The organism is Brumimicrobium aurantiacum (genome assembly GCF_003402975.1).
Lineage (GTDB): Bacteria > Bacteroidota > Bacteroidia > Flavobacteriales_D > Crocinitomicaceae > Brumimicrobium > Brumimicrobium aurantiacum.
Map to the genome: position 1 here is coordinate 502,229 of NZ_QURB01000002.1, position 21,291 is coordinate 523,519.

A 21,291-nucleotide genomic window follows, 5' to 3' on the forward strand; every position below is an offset into this window, starting at 1 on the left:
TACTTTTTAAATATATTATGGAATCAACCTCCTTTGCGTTTCGTTTTGTAATCTTTACTGTTCAAGATTTCAATTACTTTATCTCTATGATTTCCTTGAATCAGTATTTCGCCATCTTTGACTGTTCCTCCTACTCCACAGGAAGACTTAAGCATTTTGCCGAGATCCTTTAAATCATCTTCTGTTCCCACAAAACCTTCAACTAAAGTGACATCTTTACCTTTACGTTTTTTTCGATCGATTGAAACATACAACAATTGTTGATTGTTGGGTAAAGTTTCCTCTTCTGTTATTTCCTCATCATCATATCCGAAATCTGGGTTCGTGCTGTACACTATACGTTCTCTTTTTTTACTCTTTTTCCCCATACCTTAAATACTATTTTTCTTTTTTTCTAATGTTCTCCAATTTGAGAATACTCAATAAATGATTTAATGATTCTTGATTCTCTTTAGAGTGAACAGCATTAATAATCTTTTCTTTTTCCTTTTTCGTCAAATGCCAAGATAAAGAAATTTTATCATTGTAATTCTCTCGCAGGTTAAATGTCACAACTTGAATAGGATATTCCATCGATCGAATGGCTGTAGAAAACAACTCGTCTTGATTGAAGTCTTGAACTCTTGGAAAATTTCCATACATATTTCCAAAAGGCAATAACAACCTATCAAACAATCCTATGTTCTCAAATTTCTCTCCGATTAAGGTCTTTTTGGTGTCCCTAACTTTTAAAACAACTACTCCACTTGTGTTTTCTTTAATCCATTTTCTCAAAGCAATTAAGTAGCGCACCGTAATTTTGGAACCATAATTATCTCGAATTCCTGCATCCATAATCTGCATTCCAGGATTTGAAGGCATGGTAATCATCGGCATAATATATGGAAATGTAGCACTCATCCTTAACACTGAAGTAAAACGCACTTCATGAGGTTCATTTTTATCGAAATATTTTAAGAATTCAATATTTTCCATTTGAGGATTTAATCCAACGCGCTCATCCAATTGACTCATGGATTGGAGATAACCATGATGTTGAGCACTCACCAATAAACGACGGCCATCATTCACAATTGTTGGCGTAAAAATCATTGTTGGAACTAAACCAGACGTTTCATACTGCTCATATTCTCCCAATGAATGATCTAATGCTCCATCTAAATTTGAAATCAAAGCTTGTTCAAAAGCATAACCACGGTCTTTACTATAACTGTGGTCATTGATATTTACTTTTTGAAATCTAAATAGCAAGTCATTAGTAGAAATTGAAAAAGATAATCGATTCAATAGGTCTTTTGAAATGTTTGACAAATAACGGTTATTTGTACGATTTTCAATTTCACCATTATTTTGTAGAATGATTAAATCACGATAATAGGCTGCACCAACCATACCACCAGAAGCACCAGTAATCATCTGAATATTCTTTGAAAACTCATTACCAGTAATACTATCCAATTCTTGTAGTACACGGAAAGTCCACATAGCACTTCTCAATCCACCTCCACTGGTATTCAGTAAAATCAATTTTGGTTTTTGTTTTCCCGTTTTTCGTTTCCAATTTTCTAATGTCTGAATGTAATTATCATAATCCTTCTGAATGATAGAATCAGAATAACGAAAATCAATAAGTGAAGACTTGGAAAAATCAACGAGCTTCTCCTTTTCATAGGAAAGCCCAAAAGCGGAACTTCGAAATTGAAAGAAGTCAGTTATTGTACTTAAATAATTTACTAAAAAGAATGCAGCAACAATAAAAGGATAGGTCCAAGCTTTGAACCAAGAGAAAAGCGCACTAATTAACATGATAATAATCGTCATTATCATCATTACACTAACACTTGCTGGGACCTGAAAAATCTCATGGTCACGAAAAAAACCAATGAGTATGTAAGTAAAGAGTAATAAAATTTCAAATAATGAAGCGTTGATATGGTTTTGTGAAAACACTTTATTTAAGACATTTATATCATAATGTGAACTACTACGTGATTGACGAATTTTGAATCTTGAACCGATATAATAATAGCGATCTACATTTTTTGTCATGAATGGCTCATACCAAGTTTGCTTTCTATGTAAAGTAGTTTTTATGTTACTCGTCTTCCTTTTAAATTCCTCTGAACGTTTTCCTGTAAAAGAGAGTAAATCTTTATTGGTTGGGAAAAAATAAAGTAAGGAAATTAAGATAAACAATAGAATTCCACCGAGCAAACAAGCAATTTGTCCATAAACAATGTATTCACCAACATACTCTTGTTCTATTCTAAAATAATAAATACGTAGACAGAAGTTAATGATGAAAGCAAATGGTATTAAACTATTGTTCAGTGAGAATTTATAAAAAGGTCGAGATAATGTGGCTATAAATGGATATTTGGGACCAATTTGAATATAGCTGTAAATATGGAAAGCCATTATAAAACCTCCAACGCTGGTTCCAAGAATAAAAAATGCCAAGTAACTTGACAAACCAAGATATTCTGGTGAAAGAAATAAATAAGGTAGTCCAATACCGAGTCCTATTGCACTATTAATTATTCCAAATAGAAAAATCCAATAGAACAAGACAATGAGATTGTATTTAATTTGTGAAAACACCAAGTTGATTGGAAAGAATGCGCGTAAAGCGGCCAAGAATTTTAAAATCAACTTTATCATTATCTCTGAAATCTGGATTAGTTAGTCAACAAATTATTAAAAGGTATATATCCAACGAAAATATTGAATATATATTTCCGTAGTCATTTATTCAGTTGAACGTGATAAATAAGAGGATACGAAATCACTAACAAAATAAGCCAATGCTTTCCCTACAATTCTATCTTCATATTCATCCATCGGTGCTCCTTCCGGTAAATGAAGATACGCTAATTTTTGACATTTTCCAAAAACCTTTAAATATCTACGACAATCATCAATTTCAACACCTACAGGCGTAAAAGCACTACTTGGCATGCGAGAAATCACGTCTAAATCCAACTCCACACCTAAGTATTTATTTGAATCTAATTCTGAGAAACACTTTTTAAAGTCAGAATAGTAATTGCGTTCTTTCATTAAATATTCTTCATGAAAAGTAAAAGTGTGTTGATCTCTTCGCAGGTCATTTAGGATTTGCTGACTATTGTAGCGTTGATGCAATCCAAAAACAGTATAACGATCGAGGTACTCATCTCTATATGCATAAGAAAATGGATTTCCAGAGTGTCTCCCTTCTAATAAACGATAATCAGCATGTGCATCAAAATTTACTACATCAATTTTTTGATCATAACGTTTAGCTGAAAAGTGAATAAGTGGATAAGCATTATTGTGTCCACCTCCAATTATGATAGGAATTTGTCCTTCACCGATATATTCTTTGAGCACAGAATAAATAAAATCATCTAGTTCTTCCACTCCATTCTTCGAATTCTTATTTTCATCAATTCGACTTACTTTTCCAAGAATACAAATTTCCTCACCATTCAGATACTCATTGGATTGCATGTTTAAAAAAGTGTTTAAAAACGCTTTAAAACCGTTTTCAGCACCTTTTCTTCCCTTATTTGCAATTGGGCCAATACTCTCTTCAATTCCTAAAATTACAAACTTAGAATTTGAAGAATTGTTAATAACTTCTCCGAGCTTTTGTTCACCATCTCGAGGAGAAAAATGATTCAAAATATCTGAATTACGTAATTTTGAAAATTCGAAACTTTTATGTTTACTCTTCATTATAATTTCGCTTTTTTAGACCTTAATAATTGAACAAAATCATCCGGTGGAAGTACAGGTTTCATTGTATTTTTATTTACAAAAACAAGAACCGTTTCAGCGCTTGCAACTTGGACATTTTCTTCATTGTAAATTTCATATTCAAAAAACAAACGAACGCCTTGTTGGTCCGTAATTTTGGTTACGATTGTCAGTAAATCATCATACAAAGCTGGGGCTTTATACTTCACACTAAAGGTTGCCACAGGAAGCATAAACCCTTTGTTTTCAATATCTTTATAAGACATCCCAAGATCTCTCATTGCCTCTACCCGACCAACTTCAAAGAATTGCGCATAGTTTCCGTAATAACAATATCCCATTTGATCAGTCTCGCCGTACCTTACACGAATTTGTGTTTTTGCAATGTGTAAACTATTATTTTCTGACTTCATTTAATTAATGATTTTTAAGTAAGTTTTAAAAAAAAGATGCGTATATTTAAACTCAATTTTAAATAGGCACACTACGGATCATTTTTTCATAAAATGTCGATTAAAATAACATAATTTTCCGATGAAAACGATAAAATATTAGATAATATTAATTTTATGTTAGCTGTAAAAGTTTTGTAAAAGTCAATAGGCTTTTTATTTTTTTTTAAACTTTTTTATCCAAATATTTGCCCTAAGAAAATGATACAAAAAGTGATTAATTTCACTTTCAACATATTTATTTGCTATTAACGCTTTAAACTGATTAAATGAATCAATTGCATGAACAAAAATGGGAGGCTTGTCTAAAAATTATTAAAGACATCGTTCCGTTGCAAGCTTTTAAAACTTGGTTTTCACCAATTGTTCCCGTGAAATTGGATGGTGATATCCTAACGATTCAAGTACCTTCTCACTTTTTCTATGAATGGTTAGAAGAACACTATATTGGCTTACTTAAGAAAGTAATCAAAAAAGAACTTGGAGCAAATGGAAGGTTAGAATATAGTATTATTATGGAACGTAATACGCCTAACTCAACACCTTATACTGTAAAAATACCTACATCAGGAGGTAGTTCATTAAAGAACTCACCTGTTTCTGTTCCACTTCAAGTTGGAGAAGATCAAATTAGAAATCCATTTGTTATTCCAGGATTAAAGAAAATTGAAGTAGAATCTAACTTAAATCCTGTTTATACTTTTGACAATTTTGTTGAGGGTGATTGTAATCGCTTGGCTAGGTCTGCTGGTTATGCTGTAGCAAACAAACCTGGAGGAACAGCATTCAACCCTTTACTTATATATGGAGGTGTTGGACTTGGTAAAACACATTTGGCCAATGCAATTGGTATTGGAATAAAAGAACAGTTTCCGAACAAAACAGTATTATATGTTAGTTCTGAAAAATTTGTTCACCAATTTATTGATTCGATTAAGAACAATACATCAAACGATTTCGTTCACTTCTATCAAATGATGGATGTTTTAATCATTGATGATGTTCAGTTCTTCTCTAATAAGGAGAAAACACAAGATGTATTTTTCCACATCTTTAATCACTTGCACCAAAATGGAAAGCAAATCATTTTAACATCTGATAAAGCACCTGTTGACATTCAAGGAATGGAACAACGTTTATTGAGTCGTTTAAAATGGGGATTATCAGCCGATTTACAAGCTCCAGAATTGGAGACAAGAATCGCTATTCTAGAAAAGAAAATGTACAGCAACGGAATTGAACTTTCTAAAGAAGTTGTAGAATACCTTGCATACAGTATTAATACGAATGTTCGTGAAATTGAAGGAGCTTTAAATTCATTGATTGCCCAAGCATCATTAAACAAAAAAGCCATCACATTAGATTTGGCGAAACAAATGATTGACAAATTCGTGAAAAACATCACTCGTGAAGTTTCTATCGAATACATTCAAAAAGTAGTTTGTGATTATTTTGATATTGAAATTGAAATTTTAAAATCAAAAACAAGAAAAAGAGAAATCGTTCAAGCAAGACAAATTGCGATGTACTTCTCTAAGAAAATGACGAAATCATCTTTGGCAAATATTGGTGCACATTGCGGTGGAAAAGATCATGCAACTGTATTACATGCTTGTAGAACGGTTAACAATCTTTCAGAAACCGATAAACAATTTAAAGCCTACTTAAGTGATTTAGAAAAGAAATTATCAATGCAATAGAATTACATCGTTAGAGATATAAAAAAGCCGTTTTGATTAAGTCAAAACGGCTTTTTTATTGAAATCAATAGTACAACTTTTCGGCTTATTCAATTTCAATCATTCCCACCACTTCATATGCTCGGGTGACATCAACTTGAATCTTTTCATACAAAACATTGGCATACTCATAATATGTTATTCCATCGATTTCTACTTTTTCATATTCATCTGGTAATTCATAAATAATTGTTCCAATTTCAGGATTCACCACTTCATATTGACTTTGACTTTGCTTGAAAAAAATTCCGTTCACCACAAAATAGTCTCGGTTATTGTAATGTACCTTTCTATAATTTGATGGCAATACAATAATTTTAAATCCAACCTTCGGAGCAATTCTAATATAATGTCCTCTTGATTGCGTGTAAAATCTATTGTTGGCATAATAGTAATTATGTCCTTTATGTACAATTACTGTTTTCTTAGGTAATGTTCTTACCGAAACCACCTTTCGGGTTGGCTTCTTATACTTTACTTGGCTTTGTTTTACCACTTTCACCTTTTTCGGTTTATGATTAGGTTGGGCCATGGCAGATGTTGTAAAACCTACAATTATCAATGTTGCAAATGCACAAGCTTTAATTAAATTCATCATTTCTAGGTATTAATTGTTAAACATTATGCTAAACTCTTTTCATTATCAGAATTATAGCTTCTTCCTTCATTAAATATACCTTCTATGTTTTAATAGTATAGCCTACAATAGACAGTTGACATTATTTTACCCACAGAAAAGTTGCTTCTATAGATTTAATTCACCTCCTATCATTTAAATTCAACTTTTAAATATCCTTAATTCTATCTTTGTCGCATGAGAGGTATGTCAAGCCAAGAAGGCAAAAAAGAAAAAAATAAGAATGTTTCCTTTAAATGGGCATTCAAGGAATATATTTGGCCAAGGAAAAAACTCATTTTCTTAGGTCTTTTTTTAATCTTAATCAAAAGTGGTGCAGGACTTGTACTCCCCTATTCAACCAAGTTTTTTCTAGATGATATTGTCCCAAGTGGAAATATGCAAAACCTGATGATCCTGGTTGGAATCGTGGCAATCGCAGTATTGGTTCAAGCAATTACATCCTACTTATTAACTCTTTTACTGAGTGTAGAAGCACAACGGTTAATTTCAATTTTAAGAGCAGAAGTTCAGCGTAAATTATTGAAATTACCCATTAGCTTTTTCGATAATAATAAATCTGGAGCTTTAGTTTCTCGCGTCATGAATGATGTTGAAGGCGTACGTAATCTTGTTGGAACAGGACTCGTTCAATTAGTTGGAGGTTCATTAACCGCTGTATTGTCGTTGATAATTTTATTGAACATGAATTGGGTGATGACCCTTTTTACGATCATACCTGTTGCCTTATTTGGAATTATAGCCTTAAAATCCTTTAAAAAGATTAGACCAATATTTAGAGCCAGGGGAAAAATCAATGCCGAAGTCACAGGACGATTAACAGAAACACTTAATGGTGTCCGCGTCATTAAAGGATTTAACGCAGAAGAACAAGAAAGTGAAGTCTTTGAAGATGGTGTAGAGCGTTTATTTCAAAATGTAAAAAAGAGTTTAACTACAACTTCATTTATCACCAGCTCTTCAACTTTTCTCCTTGGCTTAGCTTCAGCTGGAATAATTGGATTGAGTGGATATTATATGATGTTTGAAGATATGACCTCTGGTGACTTCATCATGTTTACCTTATTTCTTGGATTCATGATTGCACCTATCGTTCAGATGAGTAATATTGGTTCTCAGTTAACCGATGCTATGGCAGGACTCGATAGAACACAAGAATTAATGAAAATGAAGGAAGAAGATGACAATGAAAAAAGAACGCATATCATTAAAAATTTGAATGGTGATGTTGTTTTTAAAGATGTTCGATTCAGCTACGAGGAAGATAAAGAGGTTTTACATTCCATTGACTTTGAAGCCCCTGCTGGTACTGTAACTGCTTTGGTTGGATCTTCAGGTTCTGGTAAATCAACAATTGCAGGCTTGGTGGCTACATTTTTAAACCCTACAGAGGGTAAAGTAACGGTTGATGGAATTGATTTGGCCACAGTAAACCTTTCTTCCTACAGATCAAATTTAGGGGTTGTTTTACAAGATGATTTCCTCTATGAAGGAACCATCAGAGAGAATATTTTATTCCCTAAACCGAATGCTACTGAAGAGGAGTTACAAAATGCCGTTATTGGTGCTTATGTAAATGAATTTACAGATCGATTTGAATTAGGATTAGATACTGTAATCGGAGAACGAGGTGTTAAGCTTTCGGGTGGTCAGAAACAACGTATTTCAATTGCGCGTGCTTTACTTGCAGATCCTAAAGTGATTATTTTAGATGAAGCAACTTCAAATTTAGATACACAAAGCGAAACCTTTATTCAGAAAAGTTTGAATGAATTGATGAAAGACAGAACAACTTTTGTGATTGCACACAGATTAAGTACTATTCAACAAGCAGATCAAATTTTAGTGATTGAAGACGGAAATATCGTAGAAAAAGGAAAGCATAAAGAACTCCTTGAACGTGAAGGAAGATATTATGAACTCTACACTTACCAAAGTAGAATTTAGGTTAAAACGAAAGGGGAGTACTAGCGTATTCCCCTTTTTTTGTATTCAAAAAAAGGACACCAAATGGCATCCTTTAATTTCTTATATTAAAAAGTAAATTTACTCTTCAGTAAACTTGTCGATTACTTCTTGAGTTACTCCAGTAGAACTGAATCCTCCATCGTGGAATAAGTTCTGCATTGTTACGTATCTCGTGTAATCTGAGAACATAGAAATACAGTACTCTGCACACGCTTCTGCTGATGCATTTCCAAGTGGACTCATTTTATCAGAGAATGAAACAAATTCATCAAATCCTTTAATTCCCTCTCCTGCTGTTGTTGGCGTTGGAGATTGAGAAATCGTGTTGATTCTTACTTTGTTCTTAATTCCGTAGTGGTAACCAAAGCTACGAGAAATAGATTCTAATAATGATTTAGCATCTGCCATATCATTGTAATCTGGGAAAATTCTTTGCGCAGCAATGTAAGTCAATGCCAAAACAGATCCCCATTCGCTAATTGCATCTTTTTTCATCGCAATAGATAAAATCTTGTGCAAAGAAGTTGCTGAGATATCTAAACTTTGACTGTAAAACTTATAGTTTACTTCTGTATAATGTTTTCCTTTTCTTACGTTTGGTGACATTCCGATAGAGTGTAAAACAAAATCGATTTTACCTCCAAGAATCTCCATTGACTGATCAATCAAGTTTGAAATATCTTCATCACTTGTTGCATCAGCTGGAATAATTTGACTATTTGTTTTTTCTGCTAACTCTTTAATTTGTCCCATTCGCATTGCGATAGGCGCGTTAGTCAATACAAACTCTGCTCCTTCAGCATGAGCCAATTCAGCAACTTTCCAGGCAATTGACTTATCGTTCAATGCACCGAAAATAATTCCTCTTTTTCCTTTTAGTATGTTATTAGCCATATTCTTTTCTTTGCTTACAAAAATAGAAAACTTCTTGAAATAGGCGACTTTTAAAACTAATAGAAAATTACTTTAAACATTTAAACCAAATCCATATCTTCGTGTTATAAGTAGGAAAACTTAAAAGCTGTATGTAATGAGTAAGGAGAAGAAAGAGAATTCACAACAACACGACAATAAAGATTTCATCAATCCGATTGATCCAGATCACATTACAGAAAATCCACATAACCTGCCTTATCCTCACACAACAGGAAGTGCATTGGTAAAGCCGGAAGACGAAGGTAAATTGAAAAGTCGTGCCCTCAACGCCATGGATCACCAAACTGACATGCAGTTAAAACAACTGTATGAACAAATGAATTTACTGGCCGAACAAGCCAAAGGTCTACAAGACAGAAAAGTGATTTCAGAAAAGATTTACAATGCTGAAATGCGATTTGAGCCACTCATTAATCACATTTATCACCTCTACCAAAAGGAAGATAAAACCTATTTACTTTCATTGATTGCGCCTGACCAATGGGGAAGGTCTAAAAAGTCATTCGAATTTGTTGCCACTGTGCGATTATTGGCAGACCATACATGGGATATTATAGAAAAATCTGATATTGAAATATAATCAACATTTAAATCAAAAGAAAAACAGAAACTATATATTATAATTGGTTTTCATTTGCTTAATTCGTTTCACCAATTCATCTTTTAGACTATTTGGTTCTTGAACAATAATATCACCACCATAGCTTAGTAATTCACGAATTAATTCTTCTGAAATCAAAGCGAATAGCTCAAATTTAGTATGTTCTAGTGTATCTAAAACAATTTTCTGACTTTCATGAAAGGGTTGTGAATTAATATACTTTGCTGCAATATTTCCTGCTGAAAAAATAATCTTCTCTGGTCTTGCCTCAGCAGAAGCAGTAATACCAATGGAATGTCTAAAAAATAAATCAGCTTTAAAATCACTCGGCTTCTCTCCTACTTGTTCAATAATTTCTAAGTCCGAAATTCGATCTAAAGCATAAGTAATTACCTTCTCCTTCACAGAATCAAAACAAATAAGATACCATCGATTATTGTACTCTTTCAAAAGCAAGGGGGTTACCTTACGCTGTTTCTTCACTTGAGTAACAAAACTTTCATACATGAAATAAGCAATGTATTGATGCTGAATTGCAGAAAGCAAAGGCTGAAGAAATTCGTTTCCTTTGGCCGCAGTGGATTTCTCAAATTGTATCATCTGATCAATATCTGCATCTGATTTTCGTGCATCGGAATCGACATTTACCCTATCAATGATTTTATTCAAAGCAAAACCAAAATTTTGAAACATCTCCGTTTCCTTAAATTGTGATAAAGTGCTTAACGCAAATTGAATGGATGTTAAATCATCTTCCGATAAAGGCTTTTCATTAATTGTAAAATCAGGATTGTCATAATAATATCCTTTATGTGCTTTAGAATATTTTATCGGCGCATCCATTTCTTGACGCATAGCAAAAAGGTCTTTCTCTATGGTAGAATCAGAAATATGTTTTCCATTTGTGTCACCATACAATTCCATTTCACAAGCATGACGCAAATCTAATTTTGAAGGATAAGGATTATAGGTATTTCCTAAGGCTTTATCTATAATTCTATAACGAATAAGTGCATTCTTTATATGCGGCATTTTAACGCTTTTAAATCGATTTAAAATTGTTTAAGAATTTGAATTCTTTTTTCAATTGGTGGATGAGTTGAAAACATTCCTTTGAAGCCTCCAAATAAACTTGCAGAAGTATCTTCAGGAGCGTTTTCTATAAACATTTGTTGAACATCCTCGTTTTTTACGGCATCAACGTGATGATTTCCTGATATCTTTTCTAAAGCACTAGCTAAACCTAAAGGATTTTTAGTCATTTCAGCAGCACCTGAATCTGCCAAGTATTCTCTTTTACGACTTAAAGCAAATTTAAAAAGTAAGGATAAAAAATAAGCCAATGCAGCTAAAACCATAATGACAACCATTACAGCAGCTCCACCTTTACCGTCATTTTTATTGTTTCTTCGAGAAGACATTCCACCATATAGAAATGAACGAAAGGCAAATTGTAAGATAAAAGAGAAAATACCAACAAAAACAATTGAAACGATGAGTAATTTTACATCATTATTGCGAATATGCATTAATTCATGTGCTATTACTCCCTCCAGTTCTTCGTCGTTGAGTTGATCAATAATCCCACGTGTCAATGTAACTGTGAAGTTCTTTTGATTAATTCCACTAGCAAATGCATTTAATGCTTGGCTTTCAATGATTCTCAACTTTGGCATTGGCATTCCAACACTGATACACAAGTTCTCTGTTAGATTGTAAACACGCATATGGTCCTTTCGAGAAAGTGTATGAGATTTGGCCGCACGATTAATCATTGCAGTATTAAAAAAATAGGCGATCAAGAACCAAACAGCAACTCCACCAAGTATATAAGGAATGGTAATAATAAATTGATCGAATACAAAGTTTAAATTTGGTGGGCCTTCTTCACTATAATTTACAATAAAAAAGAAAAGGAAAACCATAATTAACACCAAAATCGGAAAGCCCATGAGTAATAAGATAGACTTTCTATTGTTACTGCTTATTTGTTGCTGTAAACCAATGTATTTCATAGAGAACTATAGATCAATTAAAACTTAATCTCAGGAGCTTTATCTAAAACAACTCTTTCTGCTTGTCCAACGTCAAACATTGGTTCTTCTTTGAATCCAAACATCCCTGCGAAAACTATATTCGGGAATTTTTGAACCGATACATTTAGCTCTTTAGTTGATGAATTAAAGAATCGTCTTACTGCAGCTAATTTATTTTCTATATCAGCCAACTCATTTTGTAATTGCATAAAGTTTGAACTTGCTTTTAAATCAGGGTAAGCTTCAACTTGAATGTTTAAACCACTCAATGCTGAGTCCAATTGTTTTTCTGCAGCTATTTTTTCATTAACAGAACTTGCATTTATTGCTGCTTGTCGGGCCGCTGTTACCGCACCCAAAGTCCCTGCTTCATGTTCCATATATCCTTTTACCGCTCCCACTAATTGAGGAACTAAATCATGACGTTGTTTTAATTGAACATCAATATCTGCAAAAGCATTATCTCTGTTTTCTCTTAATCTTACTAAACTGTTGTAAATTGAAATGACCCATATAACGAGTACCGCAACAACAATAATTCCTATCCAAAATCCACTCATATTTCATGTTTTATTTATTATAAAAATAGTAAAATTTTAAATGTAAAAATTAAGATCTTTTTATATTATGATTTTTTAATGAACAAGTATTCTTTGAACATTTTAATCTTGAAAATTTTATAGCCTTAAAACTAAAGATACAACAGAAAGCTATCTTTTATTACAATATTTTTTTTTTGAATTGAACAATCACTTTTGAAATGTATAAAGTACTTCCTACTATTTTGGCTATCACCTTAAATTTCATATTTATCTCTCAGGCCCCTGGATACAACTATGGAAAACAAATCATTATTAATTCAAGTAAAGTTTCGGGAACTAGTAACTTGAGCAATTTTCCTGTACTCATTTCTTTTACAGATCCTGATTTAAGATCAAATGCAAATGGTGGTAGAATTCAAAATGAAAATGGTTATGACATCACATTTACTTCAGATGATTGTGTAACTGAACTCGATTATGAAATTGAAAGCTATAACGCTGCAAATGGAACATATAATATATGGGTGAAAATTCCTTCGTTACTTGCTACTTCTGATTATGCTTTGTATATGTATTATGGAAATAATACAATAACTTCAAACCCCTCCTCCGCTAACACATGGAGTCACGGATATGATGGAGTATGGCACCTCCATAATGATTTGTTGGACGCATCTGCATCTGGTAACAACGGTTCTAACTTTGGGTCGACAAATACATCCCCTTCTAAAATAGCAAATGGTCAAAACTTTGCAAGACCAAATCATTATATCTCAATTAATAATCATCCTTCAAGAACTGGTAGTTTTAGTTATTCTGGGTGGGCAAAAACAATTAATCGTTCTAGTCATGGACAACGTATAATCTGTGATGATGAAAACAATAGCAATGGTAGTCATGCCCTAAGCGTTGGAGATCCAGGTACTGGAAGAATTCGATTCTACATTCGTGGAATGAATCCTGTGAGTTTAGATAGTCCGGTTTTAATTTCTAATAACACTTGGCATTATTGCGTTGCGAGTTACGATAATTCAACAAAAGAGAAGAAAATTTACATTGATGGAATTGAGGTTGCATCAGAAAATGTAACAGGGACATTAGTAGCGGCTTCAGGAACTCCATCAATTGGTGGGGAAAACTCATCTGGAGAAGTAAACAATCGATTTTCTGGAGATCTAGATGAGATAAGAGCGATTCCATCTGTTTTGTCTCCTGACTGGATTAAAACAGAGTTCAACAATCAAAATAGTCCGTCGGATTTTTACAGTATTTCAGCAGAATATCCTGCAGAGGATTTATGTATAACACTTCCTATAAAATTAATTGATTTTAATGCAAAACTACTCGATGAACGAAAAGTTGAGATCAATTGGATAACTTCATCTGAAGTAAATAATAGTCACTTTATTGTTCAAAAATCAAAGCATAATGAATGGATAAATTTAGAAAAAGTAAAAGCTGCTGGAAATTCAAGTACGCAAAGGATTAACCAAATAATTGACAATAATCCATTTAAAGGTGTTTCATATTACAGGTTAAAGCAGGTATATTTTGATGGAAAATTCTCTTATTCAGCAGTAAGAACTATTGACAACTCAAACGAAAATAATGGGAATTTAAATATATATCCAAATCCGACCAATCATTCAGTTACTATTTCTGGAGACGCTTTTGAACTAGAGCAATTGAATTTAATAAGTTTAACGGGAAAAGAGATTACCCATCTAGTTAAGTTCACGAAACTCAATAGCTCTAAATACATTCTCGATATTTCTAAATTATCTAAAGGTCAATATCTTTTAAAAACTAAAACGAAGGTTTATAGAATTCAAAAAATATAGTTTATTATCCTTTTGCTTTCTTCTTTGAGTCTTCAAAATAATTGAAATTCTTACCAAAAGAAAATACCAGAAGTTAGTTCTATAATAGAATGAACAAAATTATATGATTGTTCTATAACGAAGTAATGAATGCTTCATTGATGCATTTCATCACTTTACCAACATTAGTAAGATTGATATTTTCGTCCATTAAAAAGTTATTCATTAACGAAATTGAAATAACTAAGCATACTATATAAAATTGATTGTAATCCACAATTATTGGATTAAAATTTTTTTATCAAATATTAATTTTAAGATAGCTCAAATAAAAATACAGTACATCAAACTTATCTGAACAAAGTTAAAACCACAAAAAAATCCCGACATTTCTGCCGGGATTTAATATTATGTTAGAAGTTTAAAACTACGCTTCCGTAATTTCGTCATTCTTTTTCTTTTTCAATAAATCTGCTACGATTGGTGTTGCAACACAAACAGAAGAGTAAGTACCAACAATCACACCGATCATTAAGGCAAATACAAATCCTTTTATTGCACCTCCATCAAAGATGAAGATTGTTAACAATACAATAAACGTAGACAATGAAGTATTGATCGTACGACCTAATGTAGAGTTAATTGCATCATTAATAATATCGTTTTGAGATTTTCTTCTGTATTTGTTTAAGAACTCACGAATTCTATCAAATACAACAACCGTATCATTAATTGAGTAACCTACAACAGTAAGAATTGCAGCGATAAATGCTTGGTCAACCTCCATGTTGAATGGAAGAATACCATGCAACATTGCAAACAATCCAAGTACAATAATCACATCATGTGACATTGCTACGATTGCTCCTAAACCATATTGCCATTTTCCGAATCGGATTAAGATATAAACGAAAATGATAATCAATGAAAGGATAATTGCGATAGAAGAAGACTTTTGCAATTCTTCAGAAACAGTTGGTGAAACTGAACGACTGTTTTCAATCGTTGCAACACCATAGTCATCTTCAACACTTGCCAATGCTGCAAGTAAGTCTTTACGTACATCAGCTTCAGAGTTTGGAACATTTTGTAAGTAATCTGTTGCAATTTCTACACGGTAATCAGAGTTTCTTACCTTCACTTCAACAGAAGCTTTAGATTCGTCAACAACTAATGTGTTTCTAATTACTTCAGTTAATTCTTCAACGTTTTGTCCTACTGGTTTTTCAAAAACAGTTTCATAAGTACGACCACCAGCGAATTCTACAGAAGGCTTCAATCCTCTAGTAGAAATTGCAATAATACCTGCTAAAACAAAAATTCCTGAAACGATATAGAACTTTTTACGGTTTTTAATAAAACCTAAGTTGATGTTTGTAAAGGCATTTTTAGAAATCGAAGTCGTAAATGCAAATCCTTTGTTTTTTGAAACTTGAGATTCAAAAATCAAACGTGTAATAACAACGGCAGCGAATACAGAAGTAAAGATACCGATGATTAACGTAGTTGCGAAACTTTCGATTGGTCCTGTACCAAATGTTTTCAATACGATAGCAACTAATAATGTTGTTACGTTGGCATCAATAATCGAAGACAATGCATTACTATAACCGTCTTTGATAGCCAACTTCATACCTTTACCTTCACGAATTTCTTCACGAACACGTTCGAAGATCAGTACGTTTGCATCCACAGACATACCAATTGTTAATACGATACCTGCAATACCTGCTAGTGTTAGAACAGCACCAAATGCAGCTAAGAAACCTACAATTAATACGATATTCATAATCAAAGCAATATCAGCAACTAAACCTGCTCTACCGTAATAGAACACCATGTAAATCAATACTAATGCAAGCGCAAAAGCGAAAGAAATTAAACCAGAACGTGAATTTTCTTCACCGATTGTTGGTCCAACAACTGCTTCATCTACAATAATACATGGAGCAGGAAGCGCTCCAGCGTTCAATAGGTTCGTTAAGTTTTGTGCCTCAGCCACTGTAAAATCACCAGAGATTAGAGTTTGTCCTCCTGTAATTGCACCGTTAATAATTGGCGCGCTGTACACTTTATTATCCATTGTAATGGCAATAAAGTTTCCAACATTTTCAGAAGTCATTTTACCCCACTCTTCAGCACCACGGTCACTCATGTCGATACTTACACCTCTATCAGATTGATTTGGATCAAAAGATAAACGGGCATTTTCGATATCAGTACCACCTACTCTTGCTTTAAGGTCTTGAGGTATCTTCATAGCATATAAAGTGTAATATAAAGTATCAGAAACTCCGATATTATCACTTTTAGCACCCCAAACGAATCTGATGTTTTCCAACATCATTTCTTCAGCCTTTTCATTTAAGATTTTATTCACCTTAGAAGTATCAGAAGATTTAGAAAAACCTAAACGAGGACTGTTTTGGAATCTATTTTCAGCATCAATATTTACTTGGAACATTTTACCAAAGTCAGACAGTCTAAAAGATGTATCTTCTTCAGCATCATTTTCCATTCCTAACTCCTCCTCAAGAGACATTTCAGTTGTGTCTTCTTCAGTAGTTTCTGCAACATCTTCTGTAACAGTTGTATCTTCTTCTTCAGAGAATAAGTCTTCAAACTCATCATCACTTACGTCATCAGAACGCTCAATTAACAATTCATTAAAGAAACCTCCTAGTTCTTGTCCTTTATATGCAAGGTAAAACTCAAGATTTGCAGTTGATTGAAGACGCTCTCTTACAGTTGCTTGATCTTTAACACCTGGAAGTTCGATATACAAACGGTTAGCATTATCATCTTTTGTGATATTAGGTTGAGCAACCCCGAATTGGTTAATACGATTTTCCATAATCGTTTCAACACCGTCAAGTGCACCTTCAGAAAGACTTCTTAAGTATTCTTTAGTTTCCTCATCTGTTGCTTTGTTTGTAATCTTAGAAACAACATCATCTGTTGAGAATTCACGAATCAAAAGACGGTCTGGGTACATTTCTTGATGCTTCGCAACAAAAATATCGATGAAGTCTCCTCCTTGGGCATTGAATTCCTCCAAAGCACTTTCGTAAGGTTTCTTAAAATGTAAATCTCTTGGGTTAAGAGCTGCATTTTGTACTAAGTCAGACATTGATAACTCAAGTGTTACTGACATACCTCCTTCAAGGTCAAGTCCAAGCGAAACGCTTTTCCCTTTTACTTCATTGAAAGTGTTTCCTAAGAAAACTTCTTCTTCATTTTTCTCCTTTAAAATTTCATTGATAAAAGCAGCTTTAGCCAAAGCTTCAGCTTCATTATTTGTACTGAAATTTACAAAAGTTCCGTTTGGCAACTTAACTGAGTCACCATTCGCACTAGCCTTAAGAGCTTCCACTCTTTCAGTAGCTAATACTTCTGCTTCTTTTTCAATACCACCTCCAATGAACGAAAATGAGATTTGGTAAATACTTACAACAAGAAGTAATATTGTAAAAAACCAAAAAAATCCTTTGTTACGCATAGTTAAAGTGTCGTTTATTATTTAATAGCTGGCAAATATAGAATTATCATTTATTAATCACAACCTAAACTGCAAGTAGTTCTGATTTTTTTTAAAAACACATTTTTCAGAAATATTTTCTTTTTCATAAACAAATAGAAAAGCCTTCATAATGCTGGTTCACTACTCCAACAAGGCTAATCTCGCGAAATTGCTGAAAGTTCTGAGAATTTACTATTTTTGCCCTCGTTTAACAATTTGAAACACCCTTTTTAAATAACAAGAAAAATAGATATGAAAAAACAAATCATTGCACTTACTTTTATCAGTACATTGCTTTTTTCTGGCTTTGCTAAAGCAGACGAAGGAATGTGGCTGCCATTTTTATTAGGTAGGAACTATGAAGACATGAAAAAACATGGTCTTAACCTAACCCAAGAAGAAATTTACAGTATTAACAACTCATCTTTAAAAGATGCAATTGTTTCTTTCGGTGGATTTTGTACTGCAGAAGTTATTTCTGACCAAGGTTTAATTTTAACAAACCACCACTGTGGTTATGATGCAATTGCAGAAGCTTCAACAGAAGAGGAAAACCACCTTGACAACGGTTTTTGGGCAAAGAACCACAAAGAAGAAATTGCGATTCCTGGTTTAACAGCTACTTTTATCATTTCTATTGATGATGTGACTGAACAAATCACGAAGAACCTTACAGACGATATGACTGAAGAGGAACGTGCAACGAAAATTAAAGAGATCTCTGCACAGTTGACTAAAGAAGCTGTTGGAGACTCAAACTATAAAGCATTTGTACGTGATTTCTTTGAAGGAAATGAATTTTACATTTTCGTAACAGAAACATACCAAGACGTTCGTTTGGCAGGTACACCACCAGAGTCAATCGGAAAATTCGGTCACGATTCAGACAACTGGATGTACCCTAGACACACAGGTGATTTTTCACTATTCAGAATTTACTCTGGAGAAGACAACAAACCAGCTGCATACAGTGAAAACAACAAACCATATACTCCAAAACACTCTTTACCTGTTTCGATCAAAGGATATGAAAAAGGTGATTTTGCAATGGTATTTGGTTTCCCAGGTTCTACAGACAGATACCTTTCTTCTTTTGGAGTTGAACAAGCAGTTAGCCTTGAACAACCAAAAAGAGTTGAGATCCGTAAGGTAAAACTTGACATCATGAAAAAATACATGAAAGAAAGTACTGAAGTACGTTTAAACTATGCTTCAAAGCATGCACAAGTAGCCAACTACTGGAAATACTTTATCGGTCAATCTGAGCAATTAAAAAATAACAAGGTAGCGGATAAAAAACGTGAATTAGAAGCACGTTTTACTGAATTTGCTGAAGAGAATCCACAATATGCAGAAGTATTACCAATGATCGAAAACACTTACAAATTCACGAATAACAGTGTTTATGCAAATGTTTACCAAAGTGAATTTATTTACTCTGTTGATCTAAACCTTAACGTATTCCGTTTTGTATTATTGGAAAATTATGTAAAGCAAGGAATGGGCGACAGAGCTTACGCTAGCTTTAAAGAAAGATTAATGAGTTTCTACGAGACTGCAAACATGGATTTAGAATTCGAAACTTTAGAAGCAGTGCTTAAGATGTACTACAAAGACATTCCAGAAGATATGATGCCAGAGTTAATTCAAAAAGCTGGTGACAAAGGAAAACTTGACAAATTAGTAAAGAAAGCGAGAAAAAAATCAATTTTTGCTTCAAAAGAAAGTTTTGAAAAGTTTGATGCTAAAGTTCAAGATTCGGAAGAATTTCCAATTGAAAAACTTAAAAAAGATCCATTATTCCAAATCATTGAGTCGATTTATACTGAATACGAAGCTTTAACTAGTGACGAAGAGTATATTCAACAAATGAACAACCTTAAACGTGCAAATAGATTATTCGTTAAAGGATACCGTGAAATGGATGCTGACAAAACATTCTACCCGAATGCAAACAGTACTTTACGTTTAACTTATGGTTCTATCTTGCCATACTCTCCTGAAGAAGGAAAAGAGTACGGAATTTACACTACCTTAGAAGAAGGTTTGAAAAAAGAAGATCCAAACAACCCTGAATTCCATGTATCTCCTAAATTGAAAGAACTATTCAAAAACAAAGATTACGGAAGATATGCAAATGACAAAGGTGAAATGGTTGTTAACTTTATCAGTAATAACGACATCACTGGAGGTAATTCAGGTTCTCCTGTAATTAATGCAGATGGTGAATTGATCGGTACTGCTTTTGATGGTAACTGGGAAGCAATGTCTGGAGATATTTTCTTTGAGAAAGACATCCAACGTACAATTTCTTGTGACATTCGTTATGTATTATTCATAATTGAAAAATACGGAGAAGCACACAACTTGATTGAAGAAATGGAGATTGTTGAATAATCATACATTATTTTTAAAGAGAGCCCAAGCATTTATGTTTGGGCTTTTTTATGATCTAATTTTTTCAACTATAAAGAAACGGTAAAGGAAGTTAAAGAAGAATTATTTTGGAATTAAACAATTGTCCGATTGAAAATGTTAATTTAATGCACAGTTAGAAAGAATAATAAATGAAGTTAACGATTCACGAAATAAGAGAAACTTTAAAGCTGGGCCTACCTGGAGAGGAAGCACATATCCCTATGTCCCCTACTGGAAGAGGAAGATCCTCTGAAGCAAAAAGAAATGCAAAAAACTTCAAAGAAAGTGCTGTAGCTTTGGTCTTATATGAAAGCGAGAACAAACTCAATGGAATATTAACAGAACGTTCTCCGTACAAAGGTTTACACAGTGGAGAAATCTGTCTACCTGGTGGAAAAATGGAAACATTCGATGAGGATTTAAAAGCTACTGCCTTAAGAGAATGTGTTGAGGAAACTGGTCTAAAATATGAAGGTTTTGATTTTATGGGAGAATTAACACCCGTTTTTATTCCTGTGAGTAATTTCAGCATTCAACCCTTTGTTTTTCATTATAAATCTCAGCCTTTGTTTTATCCAGACACCCGAGAAGTGGCTGAAATATTCTCCTTCCCTATCGCACAACTTTTAGAGAAAGATGTCATTAAAAAAACGAAGATTGAACTTTCTGGACGCAGGTTTTTGGATGACATCCCCTATTTCGATATCAATAACAAAGTGGTTTGGGGGGCCACCGCTTTGATACTACATGAATTTAAGCAACTGATTGGTTCACCAAGATAATTCTTTTCTCACATTCTAATTCTTACTTTCATACGCTGTGAAGGGAGTCTATGAACCATATAAATTCCTTCTAAAAACTTGCATTTCAAAACAGCTATG

At 33.3% G+C, this 21,291-nt stretch carries 16 protein-coding genes; 6 read left to right on the forward strand and 10 right to left on the reverse strand.

Annotated features, from left to right (window positions below):
* Window positions 1-23: 23 nt before the first annotated feature.
* The 4 genes from DXU93_RS05445 to DXU93_RS05460 form a co-directional block, all read right to left on the reverse strand.
* Window positions 24-368, reverse strand: coding sequence for a translation initiation factor (locus DXU93_RS05445; protein ID WP_116880245.1), 345 nt, complete (start codon window positions 366-368; stop codon window positions 24-26).
* Window positions 369-378: 10 nt separating this feature from the next.
* Window positions 379-2,661, reverse strand: coding sequence for a patatin-like phospholipase family protein (locus DXU93_RS05450; RefSeq protein WP_116880246.1), 2,283 nt, complete (start codon window positions 2,659-2,661; stop codon window positions 379-381).
* Between the two features lie 87 nt (window positions 2,662-2,748).
* A complete protein-coding gene (locus DXU93_RS05455) occupies window positions 2,749-3,720 on the reverse strand; it encodes an arginase family protein (protein WP_116880247.1) in 972 nt (323 codons plus the stop codon).
* Entirely contained in the window at window positions 3,720-4,154 is a 435-nt protein-coding gene (locus DXU93_RS05460) for an acyl-CoA thioesterase (protein WP_116880248.1), read from the reverse strand. The genes DXU93_RS05455 and DXU93_RS05460 overlap by 1 nt, the downstream gene beginning before the upstream one ends.
* Before the next feature lie 308 nt (window positions 4,155-4,462).
* Here DXU93_RS05460 and dnaA point away from each other — a divergent pair, with 308 nt between their 5' ends.
* Window positions 4,463-5,893: a chromosomal replication initiator protein DnaA gene (dnaA, locus tag DXU93_RS05465; RefSeq protein WP_116880249.1), complete on the forward strand. Its 1,431-nt coding sequence runs from the start codon at window positions 4,463-4,465 to the stop codon at window positions 5,891-5,893.
* 85 nt (window positions 5,894-5,978) lie between these two features.
* Here dnaA and DXU93_RS05470 read toward each other — a convergent pair whose 3' ends face one another.
* On the reverse strand, window positions 5,979-6,530 hold the full coding sequence (locus DXU93_RS05470) for a DUF6515 family protein (RefSeq protein WP_116880250.1): 552 nt from the start codon (window positions 6,528-6,530) through the stop codon (window positions 5,979-5,981).
* A 216-nt stretch (window positions 6,531-6,746) separates the two neighbouring features.
* On the opposite strand from DXU93_RS05470, the gene DXU93_RS05475 reads away from it, so the two are divergent.
* Complete coding sequence (locus DXU93_RS05475) at window positions 6,747-8,516, forward strand: ABC transporter ATP-binding protein (protein WP_116880251.1); 1,770 nt, start codon at window positions 6,747-6,749, stop codon at window positions 8,514-8,516.
* Between the two features lie 99 nt (window positions 8,517-8,615).
* On the opposite strand, the gene DXU93_RS05480 is transcribed toward DXU93_RS05475, so the two are convergent.
* Complete coding sequence (locus DXU93_RS05480) at window positions 8,616-9,431, reverse strand: enoyl-ACP reductase FabI (protein WP_116880252.1); 816 nt, start codon at window positions 9,429-9,431, stop codon at window positions 8,616-8,618.
* A 136-nt stretch (window positions 9,432-9,567) separates the two neighbouring features.
* Between DXU93_RS05480 and DXU93_RS05485 the strand changes: the two genes are divergently transcribed.
* On the forward strand, window positions 9,568-10,053 hold the full coding sequence (locus tag DXU93_RS05485; protein WP_116880253.1) for a DUF2452 domain-containing protein: 486 nt from the start codon (window positions 9,568-9,570) through the stop codon (window positions 10,051-10,053).
* A gap of 30 nt (window positions 10,054-10,083) precedes the next feature.
* On the opposite strand, the gene DXU93_RS05490 is transcribed toward DXU93_RS05485, so the two are convergent.
* The 3 genes from DXU93_RS05490 to DXU93_RS05500 are packed head-to-tail and all read right to left on the reverse strand — an operon-like array spanning window position 10,084 to window position 12,670.
* Complete coding sequence (locus DXU93_RS05490; protein ID WP_116880254.1) at window positions 10,084-11,106, reverse strand: helix-turn-helix transcriptional regulator; 1,023 nt, start codon at window positions 11,104-11,106, stop codon at window positions 10,084-10,086.
* Between the two features lie 20 nt (window positions 11,107-11,126).
* Window positions 11,127-12,089, reverse strand: a complete 963-nt coding sequence (locus DXU93_RS05495) for a M48 family metallopeptidase (protein WP_116880255.1) — start codon at window positions 12,087-12,089, stop codon at window positions 11,127-11,129.
* A gap of 17 nt (window positions 12,090-12,106) precedes the next feature.
* Window positions 12,107-12,670: a LemA family protein gene (locus DXU93_RS05500; protein ID WP_116880256.1), complete on the reverse strand. Its 564-nt coding sequence runs from the start codon at window positions 12,668-12,670 to the stop codon at window positions 12,107-12,109.
* Window positions 12,671-12,870: 200 nt separating this feature from the next.
* Between DXU93_RS05500 and DXU93_RS05505 the strand changes: the two genes are divergently transcribed.
* Window positions 12,871-14,493 carry a DUF2341 domain-containing protein gene (locus tag DXU93_RS05505; RefSeq protein ID WP_116880257.1) on the forward strand — a complete coding sequence of 541 codons (1,623 nt, stop codon included), beginning with the start codon at window positions 12,871-12,873 and terminating at the stop codon, window positions 14,491-14,493.
* Window positions 14,494-14,899: 406 nt separating this feature from the next.
* Here the strand turns inward: DXU93_RS05505 and secDF are convergent, their stop codons facing one another.
* A complete protein-coding gene (gene secDF / locus DXU93_RS05510) occupies window positions 14,900-17,971 on the reverse strand; it encodes a protein translocase subunit SecDF (protein WP_116880258.1) in 3,072 nt (1,023 codons plus the stop codon).
* Between the two features lie 273 nt (window positions 17,972-18,244).
* Between secDF and DXU93_RS05515 the strand changes: the two genes are divergently transcribed.
* Window positions 18,245-20,389, forward strand: a complete 2,145-nt coding sequence (locus DXU93_RS05515) for a S46 family peptidase (RefSeq protein ID WP_116880259.1) — start codon at window positions 18,245-18,247, stop codon at window positions 20,387-20,389.
* Window positions 20,390-20,559: 170 nt separating this feature from the next.
* On the forward strand, window positions 20,560-21,192 hold the full coding sequence (locus DXU93_RS05520; RefSeq protein ID WP_116880260.1) for an NUDIX hydrolase: 633 nt from the start codon (window positions 20,560-20,562) through the stop codon (window positions 21,190-21,192).
* Window positions 21,193-21,291: the final 99 nt, after the last annotated feature.

Bases quoted from the DNA above. Each gene is read 5' to 3' on its own strand.
- DXU93_RS05445 (WP_116880245.1), bottom strand. From the start codon at position 368: ATGGGGAAAAAGAGTAAAAAAAGAGAACGTATAGTGTACAGCACGAAC.
- DXU93_RS05450 (WP_116880246.1), bottom strand. From the start codon at position 2,661: ATGATAAAGTTGATTTTAAAATTCTTGGCCGCTTTACGCGCATTCTTT.
- DXU93_RS05455 (WP_116880247.1), bottom strand. From the start codon at position 3,720: ATGAAGAGTAAACATAAAAGTTTCGAATTTTCAAAATTACGTAATTCA.
- DXU93_RS05460 (WP_116880248.1), bottom strand. From the start codon at position 4,154: ATGAAGTCAGAAAATAATAGTTTACACATTGCAAAAACACAAATTCGT.
- dnaA (WP_116880249.1), top strand. From the start codon at position 4,463: ATGAATCAATTGCATGAACAAAAATGGGAGGCTTGTCTAAAAATTATT.
- DXU93_RS05470 (WP_116880250.1), bottom strand. From the start codon at position 6,530: ATGATGAATTTAATTAAAGCTTGTGCATTTGCAACATTGATAATTGTA.
- DXU93_RS05475 (WP_116880251.1), top strand. From the start codon at position 6,747: ATGAGAGGTATGTCAAGCCAAGAAGGCAAAAAAGAAAAAAATAAGAAT.
- DXU93_RS05480 (WP_116880252.1), bottom strand. From the start codon at position 9,431: ATGGCTAATAACATACTAAAAGGAAAAAGAGGAATTATTTTCGGTGCA.
- DXU93_RS05485 (WP_116880253.1), top strand. From the start codon at position 9,568: ATGAGTAAGGAGAAGAAAGAGAATTCACAACAACACGACAATAAAGAT.
- DXU93_RS05490 (WP_116880254.1), bottom strand. From the start codon at position 11,106: ATGCCGCATATAAAGAATGCACTTATTCGTTATAGAATTATAGATAAA.
- DXU93_RS05495 (WP_116880255.1), bottom strand. From the start codon at position 12,089: ATGAAATACATTGGTTTACAGCAACAAATAAGCAGTAACAATAGAAAG.
- DXU93_RS05500 (WP_116880256.1), bottom strand. From the start codon at position 12,670: ATGAGTGGATTTTGGATAGGAATTATTGTTGTTGCGGTACTCGTTATA.
- DXU93_RS05505 (WP_116880257.1), top strand. From the start codon at position 12,871: ATGTATAAAGTACTTCCTACTATTTTGGCTATCACCTTAAATTTCATA.
- secDF (WP_116880258.1), bottom strand. From the start codon at position 17,971: ATGCGTAACAAAGGATTTTTTTGGTTTTTTACAATATTACTTCTTGTT.
- DXU93_RS05515 (WP_116880259.1), top strand. From the start codon at position 18,245: ATGAAAAAACAAATCATTGCACTTACTTTTATCAGTACATTGCTTTTT.
- DXU93_RS05520 (WP_116880260.1), top strand. From the start codon at position 20,560: ATGAAGTTAACGATTCACGAAATAAGAGAAACTTTAAAGCTGGGCCTA.